The organism is Catellatospora paridis (assembly GCF_009720365.1).
GTDB classification, from domain to species: domain Bacteria; phylum Actinomycetota; class Actinomycetes; order Mycobacteriales; family Micromonosporaceae; genus Catellatospora; species Catellatospora paridis.
This window is the reverse complement of sequence record NZ_ML769314.1, coordinates 114,912-135,797: the sequence shown is the minus strand read 5'-3', so window position 1 is coordinate 135,797 and position 20,886 is coordinate 114,912. Positions and strand designations below refer to the sequence as shown.

Genomic DNA, 20,886 nt, shown 5'->3' with positions numbered 1-20,886 from the left:
CGTGGTCGTCGAGGTCTCGCTGGCGTCGCTGCACACCGACGAGGTACGCCGCGACCCCTACCCGTTCTACGCCGAACTGCACCGCCACGGCCCGGTCTGCCGGGTCGCACCCGGCGACCGGTACAGCTACGTGGTGCACGGATACGAGGCCTCGGCGGCCGTGCTGCGCGACTCCGCGACCTTCAAGGTGATGGACTCCACCCTGCTCGGTGCGAAGCCCACCTGGGAGGGCAACCGGGCGCACGCCGTGTTCATGAACTCGGTCTTCTTCACCAACGCGCCCCGGCACACCCGCATGCGCAAGATGTTCAACCAGGCGTTCACCCCACGGCGCGTCAACGCGCTCGAACCCGCGATCGACCGGATGACCGCGGACCTGCTGGACCGGCTCGCCGAACAGGCCGCCGGCGGCGCGAAGGTCGACTTCATGAGCGAATTCGCGTTCCCGCTGCCCGCCAACGTCCTCGGCGAGCTGCTCGGCGTGCCCGAGGCCGACCGCGCCTGGTATCGCCCCCGCGCCCTGGCGCTCGGCGCGATCCTGGAACTCGGCGGCACGACCCCCGACAACGTCGCCGCCGCCAACACCGCCGCCGAGGAGATCACCGGCTACTTCGCCGACCTCGCGGCGGCGCGCCGCAAGGACCCGCGCGACGACCTGGTCACCGCGCTGGTGCAGGCGCTGGAGGCCGACGGCTCGCAGCTTTCCGAGGAGGAGCTGCTGGCCAACCTCATCGTGGTCTTCAACGCGGGTTTCGTCACCACCACGCACCTGCTCGGCAACGGGCTCACCCTGCTGCTGGAGCGCCCGGACGAACTGGCCCGGCTCCGTGGCGACCTCTCGCTGGCCCCACGCTACGTCGAGGAGATCCTGCGCTACGAGGTGCCGACGCACTTCTCGGTGCGCTGGTGCGCCCAGGACACCGAGGTCGCCGGGGTGCCCATCCCCGCCGGGTGCTGGGTGCTGGTGCTGCTCGCCGCGGCCAACCGCGATCCGGCGGTGTTCGCCTCCCCGGACCTGTTCGACCCCGACCGGGCCGAGACGTCGACGCTGAGCTTCGGAGGCGGGGCGCACTATTGCCTGGGGGCCGCGCTCGCCCGGCTGGAGGGGCAACGCGGGCTGGCGATGCTGCTGGAGCGCTTCGGCGCGGCCATCCGGCTGGCCGAGCCGCCCGGCACGCCACGGCAGCTGATGCTGCGCGGGCACGAGCAGCTGTGGCTCCACCTCTCGGACTGAACAGCCTCGCGGCCGCCACTCCAGAGGAGCGGCGGCCGCAAGGTGGGTCCCAGCCGTGTCGTGGGCGGTGGTTCGCGCCGCGGCAGGTGCGGCCAACGAGCGCCCCGCCCTCAGCAGGTCGGGCCCGGCGGCTCAGCTGGCGGTGAACTGGCACCAGTCCGACCAGGGGCCGGTCAGGGAGTACGGCGGCCGGTCCATGCTGCGGGCCCGGAACGCGTACACCTTGCCGTCCTCGACGGTCACCGAGTCACTGGTCGCGCGGGTGTTCGGCACGACGCTGGTCACCGCTGCGGGCGCGGTCAGCCGGGCGGGCACGGTGTCGGTGACCGCGCCGATGCCCTCGACCGGCACCTCGATCCACTCGAACTGCCCGGTCAGCAGGTCGCCCGAGTCGACGTCCGAGAACACCGCGGACAGAGCGGGCGTCAGCGTGCCGGCGGCGACGCTCTCGGCACCGCAGGCCACCGTTCCGACCTGCAGGGCAGAGGGCGCGGCGGGCGCGGTGTCGTAATCCACGACCAGCCGTGCCGACTCCGGAACGAACTTCTTCCAGCGGTCCGCGCTCGACTCGCCGGCGCCGGAGGCGTCCCGAGCGGTGAACCCGAAGGTGAGGAACGACGCGGCGCTGTCGGCCGCGACCTGCACCCGTGACCTCACCAGGGACCCCTCGAACCGCATGGTCATGTTCGGCTGGCTCGTTCCGCAGCCCAGCTCGTTGGCGTTGCCGGTGGCGGTGTCCAGGAACGACTGCAGCGTCATCGCCGACCAGGTCGCCTTCATCGTGGCGTTGATGGTGGCCGTGCTGTACATGGACGTCACGGTGGGGCTGCACGACCAGGAGTGGGTCAGCTCCATGTCGACCCGGGCCGACTGGATGTACTTGCCCGTCAGCGGCATGGTCGGGAACTCGAAGAACGAGCGGTAGATCGCGCCCGTGTCCGAGCTGAGGCCGACCCGCGCCGCGCTGTAGTCCAGGTTCGACGAGCCGTCGTTCGTGGCGTACGCCCACCGGGTCCTGCCGACCTGCCAGGTCGGGTCGACGTAGACCGGGTACACGGTGTCGGGGGCATCCAGCAGCTTCGCGTCCGGGCGCAGCGACAACCGTCCCGCCCCCAGCTGCAGACCCACCTTGGCGACGCGCGCCGCGTCACCGGCACCGGCCGCCGAGGAGCGTGCGCCCGCGATCGTCGCCGCGCGCCCGCCCGCCCGGACCGTGCCCGAGTCCCACATCTCCGCCGGGTCCGCTGAGGCCAGCACCTCGTCCCCGGCCACGGCCCTCAGCGAGCCGTCCGCGGCCGCCTGCACCCGGGCGTCGCCGCCCAGGGTGAAGCCGATGTCGCGCACCTTCGGGTTCTTCCCGGCCGCGGCCGACTTCACGGCCAGCACGTGCGTGAAGCCGGTCCGGGTCGCCCGCACCACCAGGTCGACCTGGGGCAGCACCTCGCCGTAGGTCACCGTGTCGCCGGCGACCGTAGGCGCGGGCAGCGTGCCCGGCCAGGACATCGTCATGGTCTTGCCGCCGCGGGTCAGCGTCACCAGGGGCCCGCTGCCACCGGCGGAGAACGCCACGTCCGCCGCGGACACCTTGGGCCGCCAGGAGCCGTCGGCACCGCGGGCCAGGCCGAGGTCGATGTCGGACCAGGAGCCGTCGGCCTGCCGCACCCGCTGCGGCACCGCCGCCACCTCGAGCGTGCGGGTGCCGTCCGCGTGCACCGTGACCTGGCCGTACTCAGACCTGGACGAGCCGATGACGACGGACTGGCGGCACGCGGCGGCGAGGTCCCGCGCCGCCTGCTCCGACTCCGCGACTCCCGCACACGCCGGCGGTGCGGCGATCGAGGGTGCTGACATGACTGATGCGCTGAGGCCCGCTGCCAGTAGCGCCACCGTGGTGGCAGACATTCGGGCACGCCAAATAGGCCGCATGTGGATCCCCGTTTCTCCAAAGCGGATAGAGACCAGCCGAACAGCTGATCCCGGCTAGCTAACGGCATGAACGAGTAGTTGTAAAGGCCTAGGACGAACAGCGAAGATAGTCACCTGTGAATTTAACAATCGCGCGACGCAAGCCCGCACCTGCCGTTTGCTCGCGATTCGCCATTCGCGACCGGATGGGCTGAAAGCACCCATCCCCGGCGGCGCGAACAGCACAGGGCGGACCGGCCGCTCCGCAGGAGCAACCGGTCCAACCTGTGCACGATCGGGTCAACCGTGACGCGTCGGCACCGTCGATCCGCTTTGAGCGGTGGCGCGCAGACCACCGAGCGCCACGGCAGTTCGGGTCGACGGTTCTCGGTCGCTCCAGATCAGCTCGACGTCTTGTGCTGCTTTCGCCATTCCGTGAGCAGTCGATTGAGGTCTTCCGCGGCTTGCTGCGCGACAGACCGGCCGGACGACACGCCGTAGCCACCCAGTTCCTTCAGCACGATCTGCCGCTCAGTCGCTCCTCCGGATTTGACGAAGACCACGGGCGCCGTCGCTCCCGCGGCGCCCGACGCACCCGGCGTGAGCCCACCCAGCGAAATTCGCGAGACATCCTGCCACGGAATCCGCTTCGTGGACGTCACCGCGCGGATCGTGATACCCCGGCCGTCGGCCCGCACCCCGACAAACGGCGCACGCAGCGCGCCGATCGCCATCGCGACCCCGAACGCCCCGAACCCGACGCCCGCCCACAGCGCGCCCGGGAGCGAGAGGTAAAACACACCACGTTCAATGAACAGCACCGCCATGACCAGAAACACGCCCGCGAGAACGATGTTCCAGAAGGTCGAGCTCCAGGAAAGCCGCCTGTCCGTCATACTCCATCGATTCCTTGCCGGTTCGCGCTCGTGCACACGACAATTCTCCAAGTGACTGGCGGAGTGATTCCGGGGGCCGGTGAGCACCGGCCCCCGGAATCACTCCGATTAGACGGACACGATGTTCGAGAGGAACCCTAACGGATCTTCCAGGATGTTCACCGGGTCAATCGCCTGCTTGACACCGGTCATCGGAACGGTAAATCCCAGAATCGCGATCGCCGACGGCACATTGATCAGGCTCGTGATCTTACCCTCCCCGAGGGTCTGTTTCGTCCAGTCATCGAGCTGCGCGTCTTTCGCGCGCTTGGCGAACTCGGTGAGCTTCGGTGCGACGCCCCGCAACCCTGGCACCTTCCCGAGCAGAGAAGCTGGCTTCTCCATGTAACCGGGCAGATAGGCACCCTTGATACCGGCGGTGGTGCCGAACTGTGCGCTCCTGACCAGACCCCCGAGCCCCATCGTGGCACCGGTGATCACTCCATCGATGATGATTGAGTTCTTGTTCTTCTCCCAGCCGCCCTCGTCCCGGATCTTCTGGTCGGTGCGCATGGCGAAGGCCCCTGCTTGGAACGCCGCACAGAGACCCCATCCCACCGCGGGGATGAAGCAGCCGGCAGTGGCTGCGACGGTGGCGAGCATCCCGCGGTGGTCCACCACCCAGTCCCAGGTAGCGCTCGCCGCATCAGTGACGCGCGACTTGGTCCTGCACCAGAAGTTCGCCTGGCATTCGCGCCTCTTGCGCTCGGCCTCCTCGCGCTTGCGCCTCTCCTCGGCGACCTTCTGCGCCAGTACGTCACTTTCCGCGCGCGCCTTGGCCATCTGCTCAGGTGTCACACCATCGAACCTGGTGGTGGTGCCGTCGTAGTAGCAGCCGCCGCCACCGCCGGGGCACGGATCAAGACCCGAGGGGTCCGACCGGGTGACCGGACTGTTGTACGCGTATGCATACCCGTTCCAGTGGTGCGGATCCGAGAGGTCGATGACCGGATCGACCGACACGAACCGCCCTAGCAGCTGGTCGTATTGGCGAGCGCCGACGTTGACCAGGCCGGTCGGATCATTGTCTCCGCCGACGAAGCCCTTGCCGTTCGGCCAGGCCGGGTTGGTCGCGCCGGGGCGCGCTCCCCCGAACGGGTTCTGCCGGCGGATCGTGACCGCCTGCGTGGCGGCGTTCACCGAAACCTGCTGGGTGCCCTGGTGGTCGTTGAACAGCCAGTTCACCGCCGAGTTCGCCGAGCTGCCCTTGCGGCTGGCGCAGACCTGCCCGGCGAACGAGTAGTAGCGGGTTCCTGTGTTGACCGTGCCCTCGCGCCGGATCTCCTGGCCCGGCAGGAACAAGGTCGTGCCGGCCGGGTCCCGCCGGATCAAGCGGGTGCCGTCCGCGCCGTAGATGTTCGTCTCCGACGTGGTCGACCCGATCTGGACCGAGGACAACCTGCCTTCGGCATCCCAGGCCAGCTGCTGGCTGCCGCTTCCTGTGGTGCAGTTGTTCGCGGCGCTGCCGGACGGCCGGCAGAGCATGTTGCCGGAGTTGTCGTAGTTGTAGTTGGTGTAGACCGGGGATTGACCCGAAACCTCGGTCTTCATCTGGGTCACCGCGTGCGGACGCGGGACGTTCGCCCCTCCGGCCGGAACGGTGTACGTCCGCGTGGTTTCACCTGCGGAGGCGTGGCTCACCTCGGTGGTGCGGTTGCCTGTGCTGTCGATCGTCCAGTCCTGCCAGTAGGGCTGAGGGCCGCCCAGATTCGCCAGCGAAGGCGTCGCCGAACAGTTCACCCCCGACTTCGGCGTCCAGGCGCTGGTCAGTCGAGCCAGGCCGTCGTAGCCGAAACACTGCGTGTCGGTCGACCCCACCTGCGGCGCGTCAGCGATCGAGGTGATGTTGCCCGACGGGTCGTAGTCGTAGGTGCGCGATGAGACCGTTCCCGCAGCTGTCTCCGGCTGCACCTTGACGGTCTTGAGCCGGCGGGTGTCGTCGTAGTATTCGAAGCTGTTGTCGACGTACAGGCCGCCGGGCAGCTTCAGTGTCGTCATCGAGGGGATGCCGAAGGCGTCATACCAGGCCGTGACCATCGTCGCGTCCGGCCCGGTGATGTTCGTGTTCAGCCGCGCCGGAGCGCCGCTCACACTGTCGTATACCGTCTTCAGCTCCTCGTTGACCAGCCCACCGCCGCCAGGCATGGTGGCCTTGGTCGGCGCGCCGGTGTACTGCGAGTACTCGTACGCGTAGACGTAAGTGCCGTCCAGTCCCGCCTCGACGGCCGGGACCACGTAGTTGACACCGCTCGGTTGGTAGCGCCCGTCGAAGTTGCGCACCTGCCACTTGTACGCGTTCGCACTGCCCGGCGGCTCGTACCGGATCGACTGCGTCAGTTGGCCACGGAAGCCACCCTGCCCGGAGTACAGGCTGTCGTACTTGAATTCGGTGCGAAGGGCACCGGTGGCAGAGTCGTCTCGCACCTGGGTCTTGCGTCCCAGGCCGTCGTAGACGAACCACAGCACCTCACCCCGGCCGTCGGTGGTCTTCTCCACCTGGTCGAACGCGTTGTACTGGGTCTTCGACTTGCCCTTGTCCGGGTCGACCGATTCGTATTGCCGCCCCTTGGCGTCATACTTGCTGGTCCACTCGTTGCCCGACGGATCGATCGACCTGACGAGCTTGTCCTTTCGGTCGTACTCGTAGCGATACTCGTCGTAGCCGCCACCCAGGCCGGCGGGCGTCTTGTGCTGCCGGAGCTTGATCGCGCGTCCGTCGATGTCAGTGATGACGGTCGTCGGGGTGCCACCGCCCGGCGGCACGGTCTGCGTCAGATCGCCCTCGTAGAGGGTGACGGTCCGCCACTTCTCCACCAGGTTGACCAGTCCGTCGCCGGACAGGAGAACCGTGGCGGTGCCCCGAGAGGCGCGGTCGAACTCCATCTTGGTGACGGTGGGCAGAGACCACTCCGGCTCCCACCAGAGCACACCCGAAGGCGCGCCGGGCTCGGCGTGGGCCGCATAGCTCGCCGCCTCCCGGCCGAACTCGTCGTAGACGGTGTCCGTGACGATCCGGCTTCCGTCGTTGTTGGCCGACGGCGACTGCGTCTGCCGGGGACGAAGGAACGCATCGTAGATCTGGTGCGAGGTGATGTAGCTCCCCACCGGATTGAGCGTCTTCGAGGTGATGTACGGATATCCGTCGCGATTCACCGCGAAGTTGTAGGTGAACTCGCTGGATGGCTGGGTCTCATGGCCGGCGTAGGACCAGCCGGTGTTCCAGACCTTGGCGACGCGACCCATGCCGTCGTATACGGCCTGCACCGTGACCTGGCCGTTGGCATCGACCTCCTTCGTCGCCACCCCCCAGAACGGGCTGAGATCCTTGTTCGAGCTCCAGTTGTAGGGCGTGGCGCCGGCAGCGGTGATCTTCGTCGCCACATTCGTCGTCGGACCGCCGGCCGCCGGGGTGTACGTGGTGGTCGTGACCGAGCCCTTCAGGTCAGTGCTCGTCTTCGTCCGCCCCGAACCGTCGTAGGTCGCCTGCGATACGGTCTCCCACTGCGTGCCGCCCGCGGACGTCCAGTCCTTGAGCTGCTCGCTCTTGGTCACGTCGCCATACTTGGGCACGTCGGTGACCGACGTCGCACCGTCGTAGTAACTGCGCGAATCGGAGATCACGTCATCGATGCTCTGCGGCGGCGTGCCGCAGGGCAGTGCAGTCACGAAGACCTGCTGCATCGTGGTCGTGATGTTCTTCGCCAGGTTCCTGTTGTACGTGGTGGTCGTGCACTTCTCGTCGTTGCTCATGGCGAGGTCGCCGTCGTTCTGCGACCAGTTGACCGTGCCATAGGTCTGGTGGAAGTCCTGATCGCCGCGGCTGACTCGCCAGCCGCGAGCACCGTCGACCCCCAGCGCGGTGGCCGAGTAGGTGGTCTTGGTCTTGACGTAACGTGCCTCGGCGACGTCTCCGTTGATCGTTCGCGAAGCGAGGGCGTTGGAGCGCCATGGGACGTTGACCGTCTTCGAGACCGGTTTGTCCACCGTGCCGTTGTAGACGACCTGCTCACGAATCTGACCTGCGAACTGGTCCTCGTCGTAGACCGTCTCAGAGCCCAGCGAGGCGCCGACGATCACCGACTTCTCGCCGCCCGAGGTGTTCAGCCGGTCCTTGTGCATGCCACGCAGGTAGTTCGTGACGGTCAAGGTCTGCGTCGCGGCGTTGCTTCCGGAACGCGTCGCCACCTGAGCGTAGCCGCGCCACTGCGACCACGTTTTGCGGTCGGGCTTGCTCAGACCGTCGTCGTTGGCGTAGTGCCACGCGGGTGGTTCGGTGTACTCGTACCACGTGTGTTTCGGGTCCGCTTGGTGACCGTCGACCAGCTGCACGTCGTTTTCGGTCACATGCTCCACGCGATACTTGTGCCACCACTCCTTGACCAGCGTCTCACCGGACGGATCATTCGGATCGGGCACGAGCACCGGATAACACCGCTTCGTGTTGGTGTGCGGCGTCAGGCCGGCGACCATCGTCGCCGTGCATTCCGGCGCAGAATAATCGACCTTGATCTTCGCGCCGGTCTCCGTGATGATGTCGTTGACCCGCAGCCAGTTGTCAGTGGCGCCATGCTCGGTCAGCACCCGGTTGGCCAGCGAGACCGCGCCGAAGGTGACCGGCGGCATGTTGACCACTGTGCCGACCAGGCCCGCGTGGTCGATCCGGTCCAGCCACAGACCGGTGTGCGTCGAGTCGGCGGTCGCCGTGAAGGTGTGCGACAACGTCCATGATTCGACCGGCTGCCACTGCGACGGCGTCACGGTGGTGTCCCACACGGACGTCGTGACCTTCTTGAGGCGCTTGCCGGTCCAGAACGTGGGCGCGGTCTGGTTGCACGGAGAACTGGCACAGTTCTGGTCCCAGGGCGTGTCCTTCCAGTTCTCCTTCACCGGAGCCTGGTCGGTGCCGCAGTTGGTGAAGCAGCGCATGCCCGTCTCGAACTCGACCTTGGCATACGGCACCACGCTTCGCTCGGTCACACCGTGCTCACTCAGCGTACGGTCATAAGTGCCGTAGTCGATCCGGGTCAGGTAGCTGGCGCGGTCGTATTGCACGAGATCCGTCTGGCTGTTGTTCCTGCCGTACTTGTTCGTCTCTTTGCCGTACCAGTTCGACATGGTGTTGCCGTGCACGTCGATGACGTAGTCGAGATTCCAACGCCACGCCTGCACACAGCTGGACGCGGCAAAGGTCGCAGCACGGCAGGGCTCACCGGTGTGGTTGCCGTACACCGGCACCGTCGAGACGGAGTTCGTGTTGGAGGACTGTCCAGGAAGGCTGTGCAGACCGAAGAAGTACTGGGTGCCGTCGTTCGTGGTCACCTTCCAGTACTCGCCGATGTCGGCGGTGGCAGCCGATCCCGCATCTCCGTTCGATGCGCCAGTCAGCTTTTCGATCTTCGAGCCGTCTTCCGACGTGGCATGCCAGGTGCTGCCCGACTTGATCAGCTCGCCACCGCGGCCGTTGAACGACATGGTGGCGTTGTCCGAACGCCAGCACATGTCACCGGTCTTGTCGGTGTTGTTGGCGTTGTTCTTCATGTCCTCCATACAGGGGACATACCGACGCTCGATGTACCCGGAGTTGTATTCGAACCCCTCACCGATCCAGGACGGCTGGTTGTTGGTCACCTCGGAACGGCCATCGACCGATGCCGACGCATAGGCCAGCGCGATCGAGGGCGTCGGACCCGTTGCCGGCGGCATACGGAGCGGGTACTGCCACGAGAAGTCACCCGATGAGCCACCGGCCGACCACGTCGAGGACGGCGCGAGGCTGGTAGCGGTGAAGTCCCCGTCCGAGCCGGATCCACCTGCCGCCAGGAGCACCATCGACCCCCGGCCGACGGCCAGCGGCACGTCGCCTTGCAGCTGACCGCTCTGCCGCGACACTGCCGACTGTCCGGCCTGCTCAACGGCCACCTCCGCCGACGCCACCCCCGCGGCGAGGTCGTTGGAGGTGCGCAAGGCCACGGGCTGACAGGCCACCGCGGCCGGTGTCGTCAGCGCACACTCGGGCACCCGCCACAACCGCAGTCTGGAGGCCCACTGGCCACCTGAGGCGTGCCGGAAACCGGAGTAGTCCACCGACACTCTCGCGGTACCCGCTGCTGCACCGGCTGGTGCCGTGACTCGTACGGCGACGCCGTCGCGCCAAGCCTGCGGAAGTCGCACTCGATCCAGTACCTGGACATCCAGCCGTGAAAGCCGATCCCCGGATGTGCCGCCGGTCCGATCGACCCACACCGGTAGTCCACCGGCGCGGACGCCACGGTTGCCGGCCGAACGCGCACCGGCCGCCCCGAGCTCCACCCGAGCGGTCCCGGCCTGCGGCCACACGGGAGCAACCGCAGAGGTGTCCTTCACCCGCTGCTGCGACCAGGCCTGACCCGAGACGGGGCGTCCGTCCTTGTCCAACACTGCGGCCTGTGGTTTCAGCCGCTCCGCCGGCGGCTCCGCAGCGGCGGGCGCCGCGTTGAGCAATCCCGCGGTCAGCACTGATGCCACTGCCGCAATCATGCCTCGCTGTATGGTTCGCGATCTCGAACCAGGCCGGATACCGATCGGTATCCGGCTCGATGGATGTGACACGTGATCCCCTCCGTAAGGGCGTGCATGGATGAGCTGCGGCGGCCGTGAATACGGCCGACCGTCGCTCTCTCGTGTGTGGAACGGATGCGCTGCGAACCGCAGGATTCAGGGGCACGGAGTCGGTGGAACCAGACCCGGACGGGCCTCGGCTCCACTTACCGCGATGGGATTCGCGTGGGAGTGGCCCCTGGTCGGCGGCAGAATCCGCCTGACACACTTTGCGACCGCGCAATGACGGCCGACCTGGTCGGCGTCGCCGCGCGAACGGACCATGACATCGCCTCGACGTGCGCACAGGCAGCATCGATCCGCATAGGACCCCCGTCCTCCGAAGCGGTTCTACCGGAAAGATCCGGCGCGCCGCACGCTACCTAAGCGCGGATCGTCTCGCTGACCCCCGTGCAGTCGGAGGTCGCGGCGATAACACGTAAGGCGGCGGGACGATCGTCACTCGCGGTCCACATCGCTCCGACATGCGGTCGGTATCACCGAACCCGAGACCCATGGACGCTCACCGCAGGAAGTTCGAAGACAGCTCCCCGCACCGTACGAACAAGCAGCTGGCCGCAGAGGCGGCAGCCGCCGCACAGGCGGTCCCCCTTATGGCAACTCCGTCACTGACCGTCACTGACGCTTCGCAGGCTTGAGACGCAGCGATGGTTGTCTTCGTTATTCGATCGTTATTACCGACTACCACGGCGCTTCCATGCCATAGCGGCGACGATCCAGTGCGCGAAGGTTTGCCATGCGTCGAGGTGAACTGCATGTCGAACCGCGGCCGAATCAGGCAATCGAGATGCCGAACACCGACCGGAAACAACGCCCTAACCGACAATGCGGATCAACAGGCTCCTTTGGGCTACGCGTCGATCCGGCGTTCGGCGCGGGCGGGAAGATGTCAGCCGCCCGGCCGCAACCGTGCTACTGCTGCCTGCATGAGTTGCCGACCGTGCTCCGGTCACGCCGTCGGCGGCTCACCCGTCGTGGCCGGAACCCGCGGCGGCAGCTCGGTCTGGATACGCCGCCAGTGGTAGATGTAGACCGGCACCGCGATGGCCAGTGTGGTGGCCGAGCCGACGATGCTCAGCACCGCCTGGCGGCGCTGCGAGTCGCGGGTCAGCTTCTCGATGCGTTTCTGCTCCACGGCGAACGCCGCCTCCTCGGCGGGCGTGCATGCCTGACCGGGCTTGCTCTCGGCGCAGCGGGGCACGTAGCCGTAGTAGCCGGGGTCGGGGTAGAGCAGCTCGACGGTGCTGCGGACCAGGTTCACCGCGGCGAAGATCGAGATCACGAGGGTGATCAGGCAGACCAGGTAGAGGTACATGTTGCGCAGGGTGAAGCGGTCCTGAAAGGCCACGGCCCCTCCTCGGTCCGGACCGGCGGCAGCGCGCCGGTGCTGCGCACATTGTCCAACGGCGATGGCCTGGCGCGCCTGGTTATCCGCACTCCGGTCACCGGCCGATCAGGTTGAGCCCGATCGTGCAGATCACCGAGAGCAGGATCGAGACCGCGATCATGGCGAGGCAGCCCCACGCCCCGCCGACCGGTCTGATCTCCGTGTTTCCGATGCGCATGCGCAGCCGCTCCTTCCCGTCCGGGTCTTCATGCCCGCCTGCGGTCCACTCGGTGGGTGCTATGCCCCTCCGGCGAACTCGGCTCCGGCCGCGGCGAGCGCCGCGCCGACGATGCCGGCCTCGTTGAGCAGGACCGCGGGCACCGCCGGGGTGCGGATGTCGATCAGCGGCAGGAACTTCTCGGACTTCTTGCTGATGCCGCCGCCGATGATGAACAGGTCGGGGTTGAACAGGTTCTCCATCTCGCGCAGGTATTCCTCGACGTGCTTGGCCCACTTGCTCCAGCCGAGCTTGTCCACCTCGCGCGCGTGCGCCGACGCCCGTTCCTCGGCGTCCTCACCTTTGATCTTGAGGTGTCCGAACTCGGTGTTCGGCACCAGCCTCTCGTCGATGAAGATCGCGCTGCCGATGCCGGTGCCCAGGGTGAGCATGATCGTGACGCCCTTGCGGCCGCGGCCCGCGCCGAAGGTCATCTCGGCGACACCGGCCGCGTCGGCGTCGTTGAGCACGGTCACCGGTGCGCCGACGGCCTGGCTGAACAGGTCGCGGGCGGGGGCGCCCAGCCAGGACTTGTCCACGTTGGCGGCGGTGCGGGTCACCCCGCCGAGCACGACGCCGGGGAAGGTGACCCCGATCCGCTCGGTGGCGTCGAAGTGGGCGACCACCTCGGCGACCGCGGCCACCACACTGGTCACGTCGGACGGCTGCGGTGTCTCCACTCGGAACCGCTCCTCGACCAGGGTGCCGGTGGTGATGTCCACCGGGGCCCCTTTGATGCCGGAGCCGCCGATGTCGATGCCCAGAATCGCCATTGGCCCAGTCTAGGCCGCACCCACCCGCGTTCACGTCCCACAAGCGACCAGCCGGCCGCGGAAAACGGCGTGATCAGGTCAGCGGGCCGCGCGGGAGACTCCCGCCAGCGCCTCGCGCAGCAGGGCGGCACGGCCCTCGGCGTGGGCGTACTCGGCCAGCACGGCGCTGATGTTGACGGCCAGTACCCGCGCCCGCGCCGCGCGCTCGGGCGGGACGGGGCCGTAGGCATCGAGCAGGGCGGCTCGGGCGGGGCCGGTGAAGCCGCTGTAGGCCAGGGACAGGTCCACGGCCGGGTCGGCCAGGCAGACGTCGCCCCAGTCGATGACGCCCGTGGCCCGCCCGTCGTCGCCGAGCAGCAGGTGCCGCTGGTGCAGGTCGCCGTGGACCAGCACCGGCGGGCCGTCTGCCGGGCCGAGCGGCTCCGCCTCGTCGAGCAGCCCGAACACGGCCGAGTCGGGCTGCCACAGACCCGACGCGGCGAGCCCGGCCAGCCATTCCCGCGCCTGCGGCCCTCGCACAGCGGGGTCCCCGCGCCGCATCGGATCGTGCGGCAACACCGCCGCCGGATCGCTGTCGCCCATGACCAGCGCGGCCAGGGCGGGGTCGTGCAGTGCGCGGAGAAAGCCACCCAGGTCCGCGGCAGCGCGGGTGCGCCGGTCGTCGGGCAGGCCGGTGTCGGCCAGTTCCACCCCCGGCACCAGGCGGGCACCCCAGAAAGGCCACGGGAAGCGGGCAGACGGCACGCCGATCAGCTCGGGGACCGGGATCGGCAGCGGCAGCCTCCCGACGAGCCGGGGCAGCACCGCCGTCTCGTGGGCCAGCAGCCGCAGGGCGACGGCACGGCGCGGGAACCGGAACACCCACTCGCCGCCGACCAGGTGCACGGTGTTGTCCCAGCCGGTGGCGAGCAGCGTCACGGGAGCCGCGCGCAGCGCCGGGAACTGCTCGGCGAGCAGCGCGGCCGCCTGCGCGACGTCGACCTCGTGTTCGGGCGTCCAGGCGGGGGTGACCGGGCCTGCGCGGTTGTCGGCCTCGTGCGCGGGTGGCACGGCGGGAGCACTCATCGGGCGGCGGCGCGGCGTACGGCGGCGACGGACGCGGCCACGTCGGCGTCGTCGGTGGACCAGTTGCTCACCGACACCCGCAGCACGTCACGGCCCTGCCAGCGGGAGCCCGACATCCAGGCGGTGCCCTCGGCCAACAGGCGCGCGGTCACCTCCCGCGTCCGGGCGTCGTCTTCGAAGGCGGCGCAGACCTGCGTGAACACGACGTCGTTGAGGATGGTCGCGCCCTCGATCGCGCCGATGCCGTCGGCCAGCGCGCGGGCGTGCCGGGTGAGCCGCTCGACCAGGTCGGCGACGCCGGTGCGGCCGAGCGAGCGCAGCGCCGCCCACACCGGCACGCTGCGCGCGCGGCGGGACAGCTCGGGCACCTTGTCCTGCGGGTCGGCGGGACCGGCTTCGGCCCGTACCAGGTAGCTGGCCTGCGTGCCCATGGCGGCTCGCAGCGCGGCGGGGTGCGCGACCGCGACGATGCCGCAGTCGTAGGGCACGTTGAGGGTCTTGTGCGCGTCGGTGGCCCAGGAGTCGGCCAGCTCGTGCCCGGCGAGCAGGTGCCTGGTGGCCGGGGCGGCGGCCGCCCAGAGCCCGAACGCGCCGTCCACGTGCACCCATGCGCCGTGCTGCCGGGCGAGCGCGCAGGCCGCGCCGACGTCGTCGTACGCCCCGGAGTGGATGTTGCCCGCCTGGAGGCACAGGATGGTCGGCCCGGGGCCGCGGGCCAGCTCCTCGGCGAGCGCGTCGAGGCGGATGCGGCCCTGGCCGTCGGCGGGGACCGGGGTCGGCGCGCCCAGGCCGAGGTAGCGCAGTGCCTGGTCGACGGTCGCATGGCGTTCCGCGCCGGCGATGACGCGCACCCGGGGCGCGCCGGTCAGGCCCAGCGTGTCGAGGTCCCAGCCGGCCTCGGCGAGCACGTGCTGGCGCCCGGCGGCCAGGCCGGTGAAGTTGGCCATGGTCGCGCCGGTGACGAACCCGACGTCGGCGTGGCCGGGCAGGCCCAGCAGGTCGAGCACCCAGGCCGCGGCGGCTTCCTCGATCGCGGCGACGGCGGGCGTGGCGTACCGCAGCGTGGCGTTCTGGTCCCAGGCGCTGACCAGCCAGTCGGCGGCGAGCGCGGCGGGCAGCGTGCCGCCGATGACCCAGCCGAAGAAGCGTCCCGACGGCATCGCCATCAGGCCGGGCTCGGCCTGGCGCGCGAGCTGGTCGACGACCTCTGCCGCGTCGGTGGGACCGTCGGGCATCGGGCCGCCGAACGCGGCCGCCAGCTCGTCGGCGTCGGCGCGGGGCCGCACCGGGCGGTCCGGCAGCGAGGCCAGCCAGGCGAGGGTATGGGCGACGGCGTGATCGAGCGCGGGCGCGTAGTCCTCGGGGCGTGCGGTCATACCTGCACTCTGCTACATCGGACCCCGGCCTGTGCGAAGGCGATCGACGGGGGCGCACGTGGGAGCGCTTCCAGGTACTCTGCCACGCATGACGATCATCCGTCCGTACCGGCCGAGCGACCACGACGCGGTGTACGACATCTGCATCCGCACCGCGCACCACGGCGGCGACGCCCGGCCGCACTACCGCGACCCGGGCATCCTCCCGGAGATCTTCGCCCTCCCGTACGCCCACCTGGAGCCGCAGTTCGCCTTCGTGCTGGCCGACGCCGACGACCACGCCGTCGGATACGTGCTGGCCGCCGGGGACACCGAGGCGTTCGCGGAACGGTTCCGGCACGAGTGGCTGCCGCTGGTGGCCGACCGCTACCCGCCGCTGGACGGCGCGGAGCCCCGCGACGGCGACGAGGTCATGCGGCACCTGCTGCACCGGCCGGAGCGCATGGTGGTGCCCGCGCTCGCGGCATACCCGGCGCACCTGCACATCGACCTGCTGCCCGAGCACCAGCGGCAGGGCCACGGCCGTGCCCTGATCGGCCGGCTCGTGCTGGCCCTGCAGGAGGCCGGCGTGCCCGCGGTGCATCTGGGCATGGCCACCGAGAACACCGCCGCGCGGGCCTTCTACGACCGGATCGGCATGCACGTCGTCGACGTGCCCGACCCCGGCCCGCTGACCTACCTCGGCCTCAAGGTCTGATCGACGTCCATCGACCGTTACGCCACAGTAGACGGTCCGATGGTCGCTTGAGCGGACCTGCCGCCGCCCCGACGCTGTGCGGATGGGCCGACACATCGCTTTCGTCAACGCGCCGACGGTCGGCGAGGTCTACCCGACCCTGCCGATCGTGGCGGAACTGGTCCGGCGCGGCCACCGGGTCGGCTACGCCACCGTGGCGGCACGCGCCGAGGCGGTGGCGGCGACCGGCGCGCTGGTGGTGCCGTACACCTCGAGCCTGCCCGCGGAAAGCGACCGCGACCTGCGGCGGCCCGACCGCGCCGACTACATCGCCACCGTGCGGGAGGGTTTCCTCGGCGAGGCCCGCGCCACCCTGCCGCAGCTCGCGCCGTACTTCCGCGACGACCGCCCCGACCTCATGGTCTTCGGCATGCAGAGCCTCGCCGGGCGGCTCATCGCGATCCGCGACGGCCTGCCCGCGGTGCAGTTCCAGAGCTTCCAGGCCGCCAACGAGCACTGGTCCATCGCCCGGCACCTGGCGCTGACCGTCACCCCCCGCCCCGGCATGCCCGACCATCAGGCGCAGCTCGACGCGTACGCGGCCGCCCAGGGCGTCGACCCCGACGCGGTCCGCGCCTTCCAGCCCTCGGCGCAGCTGTTGCTGTATCCGCGGTTCATGCAGTTCCGCGCGGACACGTTCGGCGAGCGGTGCCACTTCGTGGGGCCGTGCACCGGGCCGCGGCCGTTCCAGCAGCGGTGGGCGCCGGCCGACCCGAACCGGCCCGTCGTGCTGATCTCGCTCGGCACGGTCTACAACCGGCTGCCCGGCTTCTACCGCACCTGCGTCGAGGCGTTCGCCGGCACGCGCTGGCAGGCCGTGCTGGCCGTGGGCGAGCGCACCGACCCCGCCGAGCTGGGTCCCGTGCCCGGCAACGTGACCGTGGCGGCGACCGTGCCGCAGCTGGACGTGCTGGCGCACGCGGCCGCCTTCGTCACGCACGCCGGTATGGGCGGCATCCTGGAGGCGATCCGGGCCGGGGTGCCGATGCTGACCGTGCCGCAGACTCCCGAGCAGGAGGTCAACGCGCTGCGCGTGGCCGAGCTGGGCGTCGGCCGCCCATTGGACTCCACCGCCCCGACCGCCGACGCGCTCCGCGCCGCCGTCGAAAACCTGACCACCGACCATGGCGTATCCGAAGCGCTGACGCGCCTGCAAGCCGAGATCCGCACCTACGGCGGCGCCCCGCTGGCCGCCGACCTCATCGAATCCACTCTCCCCTGACCCCACCGCCCGGCTCGCGCCTTGCGCCCCTTCCTTCAGCCGGTGGCGCCGGCTACGCGGCGGGCGCGGAGGGCTTTTTTGTCGACCTTGCCCACGTCGGTCAGCGGGAGTTCGCGGATGAACTCGACGGCGTAGGGGGCCCAGAGCTCGTTGAGTTCGGCGACGGCCCATTCGCGCAGTTGGGAAGCGGTGACGGTGGCGTCGGGGGCGGGGACGACGAAGGCGTAGACCGCTTCGCCCATGCTCTGGTGCGGCACCCCGATCACCGCGGCGGCCCGCACCTGCGGGTGGCGCAGCAGCGCGTCCTCGACCGTGCGGGAGTAGACGTTGGTCGACGTCGTGCCGGTGACGATCATGTCCTTGCGGCGGTCGACCAGGAACAGGTAGCCGTCGGCGTCGACGCGGCCCAGGTCGCCCGTACGCAGCCAGCCGTCCACGATGGTGCGGCTGGTCAGCTCGGCCTGCCCCCAGTAACCGGCGGTCATCAGCGCCGCCGACACCCACACCTCGCCGATCTCCCCGGTCGGGGTGACCGCACCGCGATCGTCCCGGATCTCGACCCGCACCCCCGGGTAGGGCCGCCCGCACGAGCCGAGCCGCTCCGGATGCGCCGGGTCGTAGGCCAGGTTCGGATATGCGGCGATGAAGGTGGCCTCGCTCATGCCGTACACCGGGCGGAGCACCGGCCCGAACCGCTCGACGGCCTCTGCCAGGCGCGTCGGCGCGGCGGCACTGCCCGCGCAGGACAGCGTGAGCAGGCTGCCGGTGTCGGTCTTGGCCAGCCGCGGGTGGTCGAGCACCTGGTAGAGCATCGGCGGCGGCAGGATGGCGCTGGTGATGCGCTCCTGCTCCAGGGTGGCCAGGAAGTCCTCGGCGACGAACCGGTCGTGCAGCACCAGCACCCCGCCGGTGAACAGCGTGATCATCGCGGCGACCTGCTGGCTGGAGTGCCAGAACCCGCCCACGGCCAGGTGCCGCAGCGGGCGGCCGTCGGTGACCTGGTAGCTGGCCGCAACCGCCTGCACCGCCTTGAAGAAGGCGTGCCGGTGGTGCACCAGCTTCGGCCGGCCGGTGGTGCCGCCGGTCTGGAACAGCGACTGCGGTTCGCGCACCGACGGCGGCAGGCCGAGCTGCGGCGCGCCGGGCCGCCGCGGCGCGGCCAGGTCGATGCCCACGCCAGCGCCGAAGCAGAACACCGACAGGTCGCCCGCCCCCGACGCGAGCTGCTCGCCGAGTGCGGCGTGGGTGCGCGCGTCGTACGCGAACGCGTCGACGTCGGCCAGGGCCAGGTAGTCGGCGCACAGCTGCGGGGGCGCGTTCGGGGCCAGCCACACCGAGCGGCTGCCGAGCAGGTGCAGGGCGAACTGCACCTGGATCGACTCGGGCGGGTTGCCGGCCAGGATGCCGACCGCCGAGGAGGAGCGCACGCCGTGCTCGTACAGCGTCGCGGCCATGTCCCGGATCCCGGTGGCCAGGTCGGCGTAGGTCAGCCGGCGGGGCCCGTAGACGATCGCCTCGGCCGTGCCGTATCCCTCGAAGACGGCGAGCGCCTGGGCCGCGTAGTTTTCCTGGTCGCGCTGGTCCATCGCGGACACTCCCGTGGCTCGACCGATCACTGGGCGCACTGGCGACGTTGACATGGCGCGCTTCCGAACCGGCACCATAGCGCTGGTTACGAGATCGCAACCATTCGTCGACAATCGAGATGCATATGTCTCCTCAGTGGACGCCAGCGGGTCGGAACTGTGCTATGGAGCGCTTTCCCGGTCAGGCGTGCTCAAGTCCGAGCTGGTCGGCCAGCTCCCGAGCGCGCTGCCGGGTGCGCAGCCACGGCGCGTCCAGCGCCTCCCGGACCGTCGCCACGGCCTCCGCCGGGTCGCCGGTCAGCTCCCACAGCGCGCCCGCGGCCGCGAACCGGTCCTTGACGTCGGCGTCGCTGTCCCGGATCTCGCGCAGGCGGGCCGCCACGTCGGGGTCGGCGTCGCCGAACACCTCGGCCGCGGCGACCGCGGCCAGCACGTCCCGGCGCGGGGCCACCGCGATCGCGGCCCGCAGCGGCGCGTCGTCGCCCCCGGCCAGCCACAGCAGCCGCAGGTAGATGACCTCACCGTTGGCCATCGCGCCGATCGCGTCGAGCACCTCGGGGTCGCCGCGGCCCGCCTCGGCCAGGAACTCGGCCACCCACAGCCGGGCAGGCCAGGTCATCTGGGCCAGGTGCCGGGCCAGCGTGCCGACCACCGCCGAGTCGGCGGCGGCGCCCAGCACCCGCAGCAGTCCCACGAGTTCGCGCTGCTCCTTGGCGGTGGCCTTGGGCGAGCGGTTCACGTCGATCGTGGTCGCCAGCGCGACCACCCGGCCCAGCACCGCCCCCCGCAGGGACTCGTCCGGCGGCGGGAGCTCGGCCAGCGCGCCGGGCAGTCGCGGCGGCGTCCAGCCCTGGCGCAGCGCATCCTCGGCGTGCACACGCCAGCGCGGGTCACCGACCCGGATCAGCGCGTCCAGCGCCGAGCGGCGCATGCGGGCCCCGCGCGCCACCGCGTCAGCCAGCCAGTCGGCCTGGCGGCGGGTCAGCGCGTCGTCGGCGACCACGGCCCGGTACGCGCAGCGGCGCACCCGCTCCTCCGGGTCGTCCAGGAACGAGCAGAGCAGGGCCTGCAGCTCCACCGGCAGGCGCTGCCCGGCGGCGCGGTCGGCCAGGGTCTGCGCGACGTCGCGGCGCGCCTGCGCCTGGCCGTCGCGCGCGATCGCGGTGAGCAGCTCGGCGTCGCGCCCCGCGTCGCCGCCCGCCGCGTACTCGACCAGGTCGGCCAGCCTGCCGCGGCGGGTGGTCCAGCGCAGCGCGTCGGGATCGGCGGACCAGCCCGCGGCCAGCGCCGCGGCGGCCTGCGCGGTGGGCGCCAGTCCGGACTCGCGCATCGCCAGCACCGCCGCGACCCGGACCGTGGACGACCGCGACGCATCGAGGAACTCCGGCAGCCAGCCCGCCGCGGCGGCCGGGTCGAGCTGCGCCGCGGTCACCAGCGGGGTGACCCGGCGATAGTCGTCGGCGTAGTCCCGGGCGCGGGCCAGCAGCACCGCCGACAGCTGTGGATCGGGGCCGCACCAGCCGAGCAGGGCGGTGGACTCCTCGACGACGCTGTGGTCGTCGAGATCGGACAGGCTACGCAGGGTGACGGTGAAGGCGCGCAACTGCTGGCGCACCGGCTCCCCGTCGGGGTGCGCCGCCAGCTCGCGGACCAGCATCAGCAGCTGGTCGGGCAGGCGGGTCTTGGGGTCCGCGGCGAACGCCAGGATCGGCGCGACCAGCTGCGCGGCCAGCGGATGCAGGCCGTCGGCGGGCAGCAGCACCTGCTCCAGCCCGTCCATGCTGTCGTAGTCGTGCGCCGCGGATCCGATGAGCCGCAACAGGTCCACTGGTTCCACACCCTGGGTCACCGAC

General features: G+C 70.2%; 13 protein-coding genes. 3 read left to right on the top strand and 10 right to left on the bottom strand.

What is annotated here, in order from left to right; translation table 11 throughout:
• Position 1 precedes the first annotated feature (1 nt).
• Complete coding sequence (locus F9C41_RS09710; protein ID WP_155386376.1) at positions 2–1,234, top strand: cytochrome P450; 1,233 nt, start codon at positions 2–4, stop codon at positions 1,232–1,234.
• A 132-nt stretch (positions 1,235–1,366) separates the two neighbouring features.
• Here the strand turns inward: F9C41_RS09710 and F9C41_RS09705 are convergent, their stop codons facing one another.
• From F9C41_RS09705 to F9C41_RS09675, 8 genes are all read right to left on the bottom strand, one after another.
• Positions 1,367–3,085: a hypothetical protein gene (locus F9C41_RS09705; RefSeq protein WP_155386375.1), complete on the bottom strand. Its 1,719-nt coding sequence runs from the start codon at positions 3,083–3,085 to the stop codon at positions 1,367–1,369.
• A 455-nt stretch (positions 3,086–3,540) separates the two neighbouring features.
• On the bottom strand, positions 3,541–4,071 hold the full coding sequence (locus F9C41_RS09700) for a PH domain-containing protein (protein WP_155386374.1): 531 nt from the start codon (positions 4,069–4,071) through the stop codon (positions 3,541–3,543).
• A gap of 72 nt (positions 4,072–4,143) precedes the next feature.
• Positions 4,144–10,590: an RHS repeat domain-containing protein gene (locus F9C41_RS09695; RefSeq protein WP_155386373.1), complete on the bottom strand. Its 6,447-nt coding sequence runs from the start codon at positions 10,588–10,590 to the stop codon at positions 4,144–4,146.
• Between the two features lie 1,030 nt (positions 10,591–11,620).
• The gene (locus F9C41_RS09690) at positions 11,621–12,019 is read right to left on the bottom strand and encodes a hypothetical protein (RefSeq protein WP_155386372.1); all 399 of its coding nucleotides are present in this window, start codon (positions 12,017–12,019) and stop codon (positions 11,621–11,623) included.
• 94 nt (positions 12,020–12,113) lie between these two features.
• Positions 12,114–12,236 carry a hypothetical protein gene (locus tag F9C41_RS41760; RefSeq protein WP_269058907.1) on the bottom strand — a complete coding sequence of 41 codons (123 nt, stop codon included), beginning with the start codon at positions 12,234–12,236 and terminating at the stop codon, positions 12,114–12,116.
• Between the two features lie 59 nt (positions 12,237–12,295).
• Complete coding sequence (ppgK, locus tag F9C41_RS09685; protein ID WP_155386371.1) at positions 12,296–13,048, bottom strand: polyphosphate--glucose phosphotransferase; 753 nt, start codon at positions 13,046–13,048, stop codon at positions 12,296–12,298.
• Positions 13,049–13,126: 78 nt separating this feature from the next.
• Positions 13,127–14,113 (bottom strand): phosphotransferase, encoded by a 987-nt coding sequence (locus F9C41_RS09680; RefSeq protein WP_155386370.1) that lies wholly within the window; start codon positions 14,111–14,113, stop codon positions 13,127–13,129.
• Positions 14,110–15,489, bottom strand: a complete 1,380-nt coding sequence (locus F9C41_RS09675) for a pyridoxal phosphate-dependent decarboxylase family protein (protein ID WP_155386369.1) — start codon at positions 15,487–15,489, stop codon at positions 14,110–14,112. The genes F9C41_RS09680 and F9C41_RS09675 overlap by 4 nt, the downstream gene beginning before the upstream one ends.
• Positions 15,490–15,577: 88 nt before the next feature.
• Here F9C41_RS09675 and F9C41_RS09670 point away from each other — a divergent pair, with 88 nt between their 5' ends.
• Both F9C41_RS09670 and F9C41_RS09665 read left to right on the top strand, forming a co-directional pair.
• Entirely contained in the window at positions 15,578–16,186 is a 609-nt protein-coding gene (locus F9C41_RS09670; RefSeq protein WP_155386368.1) for a GNAT family N-acetyltransferase, read from the top strand.
• A gap of 82 nt (positions 16,187–16,268) precedes the next feature.
• Positions 16,269–17,447 carry a macrolide family glycosyltransferase gene (locus F9C41_RS09665; RefSeq protein ID WP_155386367.1) on the top strand — a complete coding sequence of 393 codons (1,179 nt, stop codon included), beginning with the start codon at positions 16,269–16,271 and terminating at the stop codon, positions 17,445–17,447.
• Positions 17,448–17,482: 35 nt separating this feature from the next.
• Here the strand turns inward: F9C41_RS09665 and F9C41_RS09660 are convergent, their stop codons facing one another.
• Complete coding sequence (locus F9C41_RS09660; RefSeq protein ID WP_155386366.1) at positions 17,483–19,033, bottom strand: AMP-binding protein; 1,551 nt, start codon at positions 19,031–19,033, stop codon at positions 17,483–17,485.
• Positions 19,034–19,214: 181 nt separating this feature from the next.
• Positions 19,215–20,882, bottom strand: coding sequence for a hypothetical protein (locus tag F9C41_RS09655; protein WP_155386365.1), 1,668 nt, complete (start codon positions 20,880–20,882; stop codon positions 19,215–19,217).
• Positions 20,883–20,886: the final 4 nt, after the last annotated feature.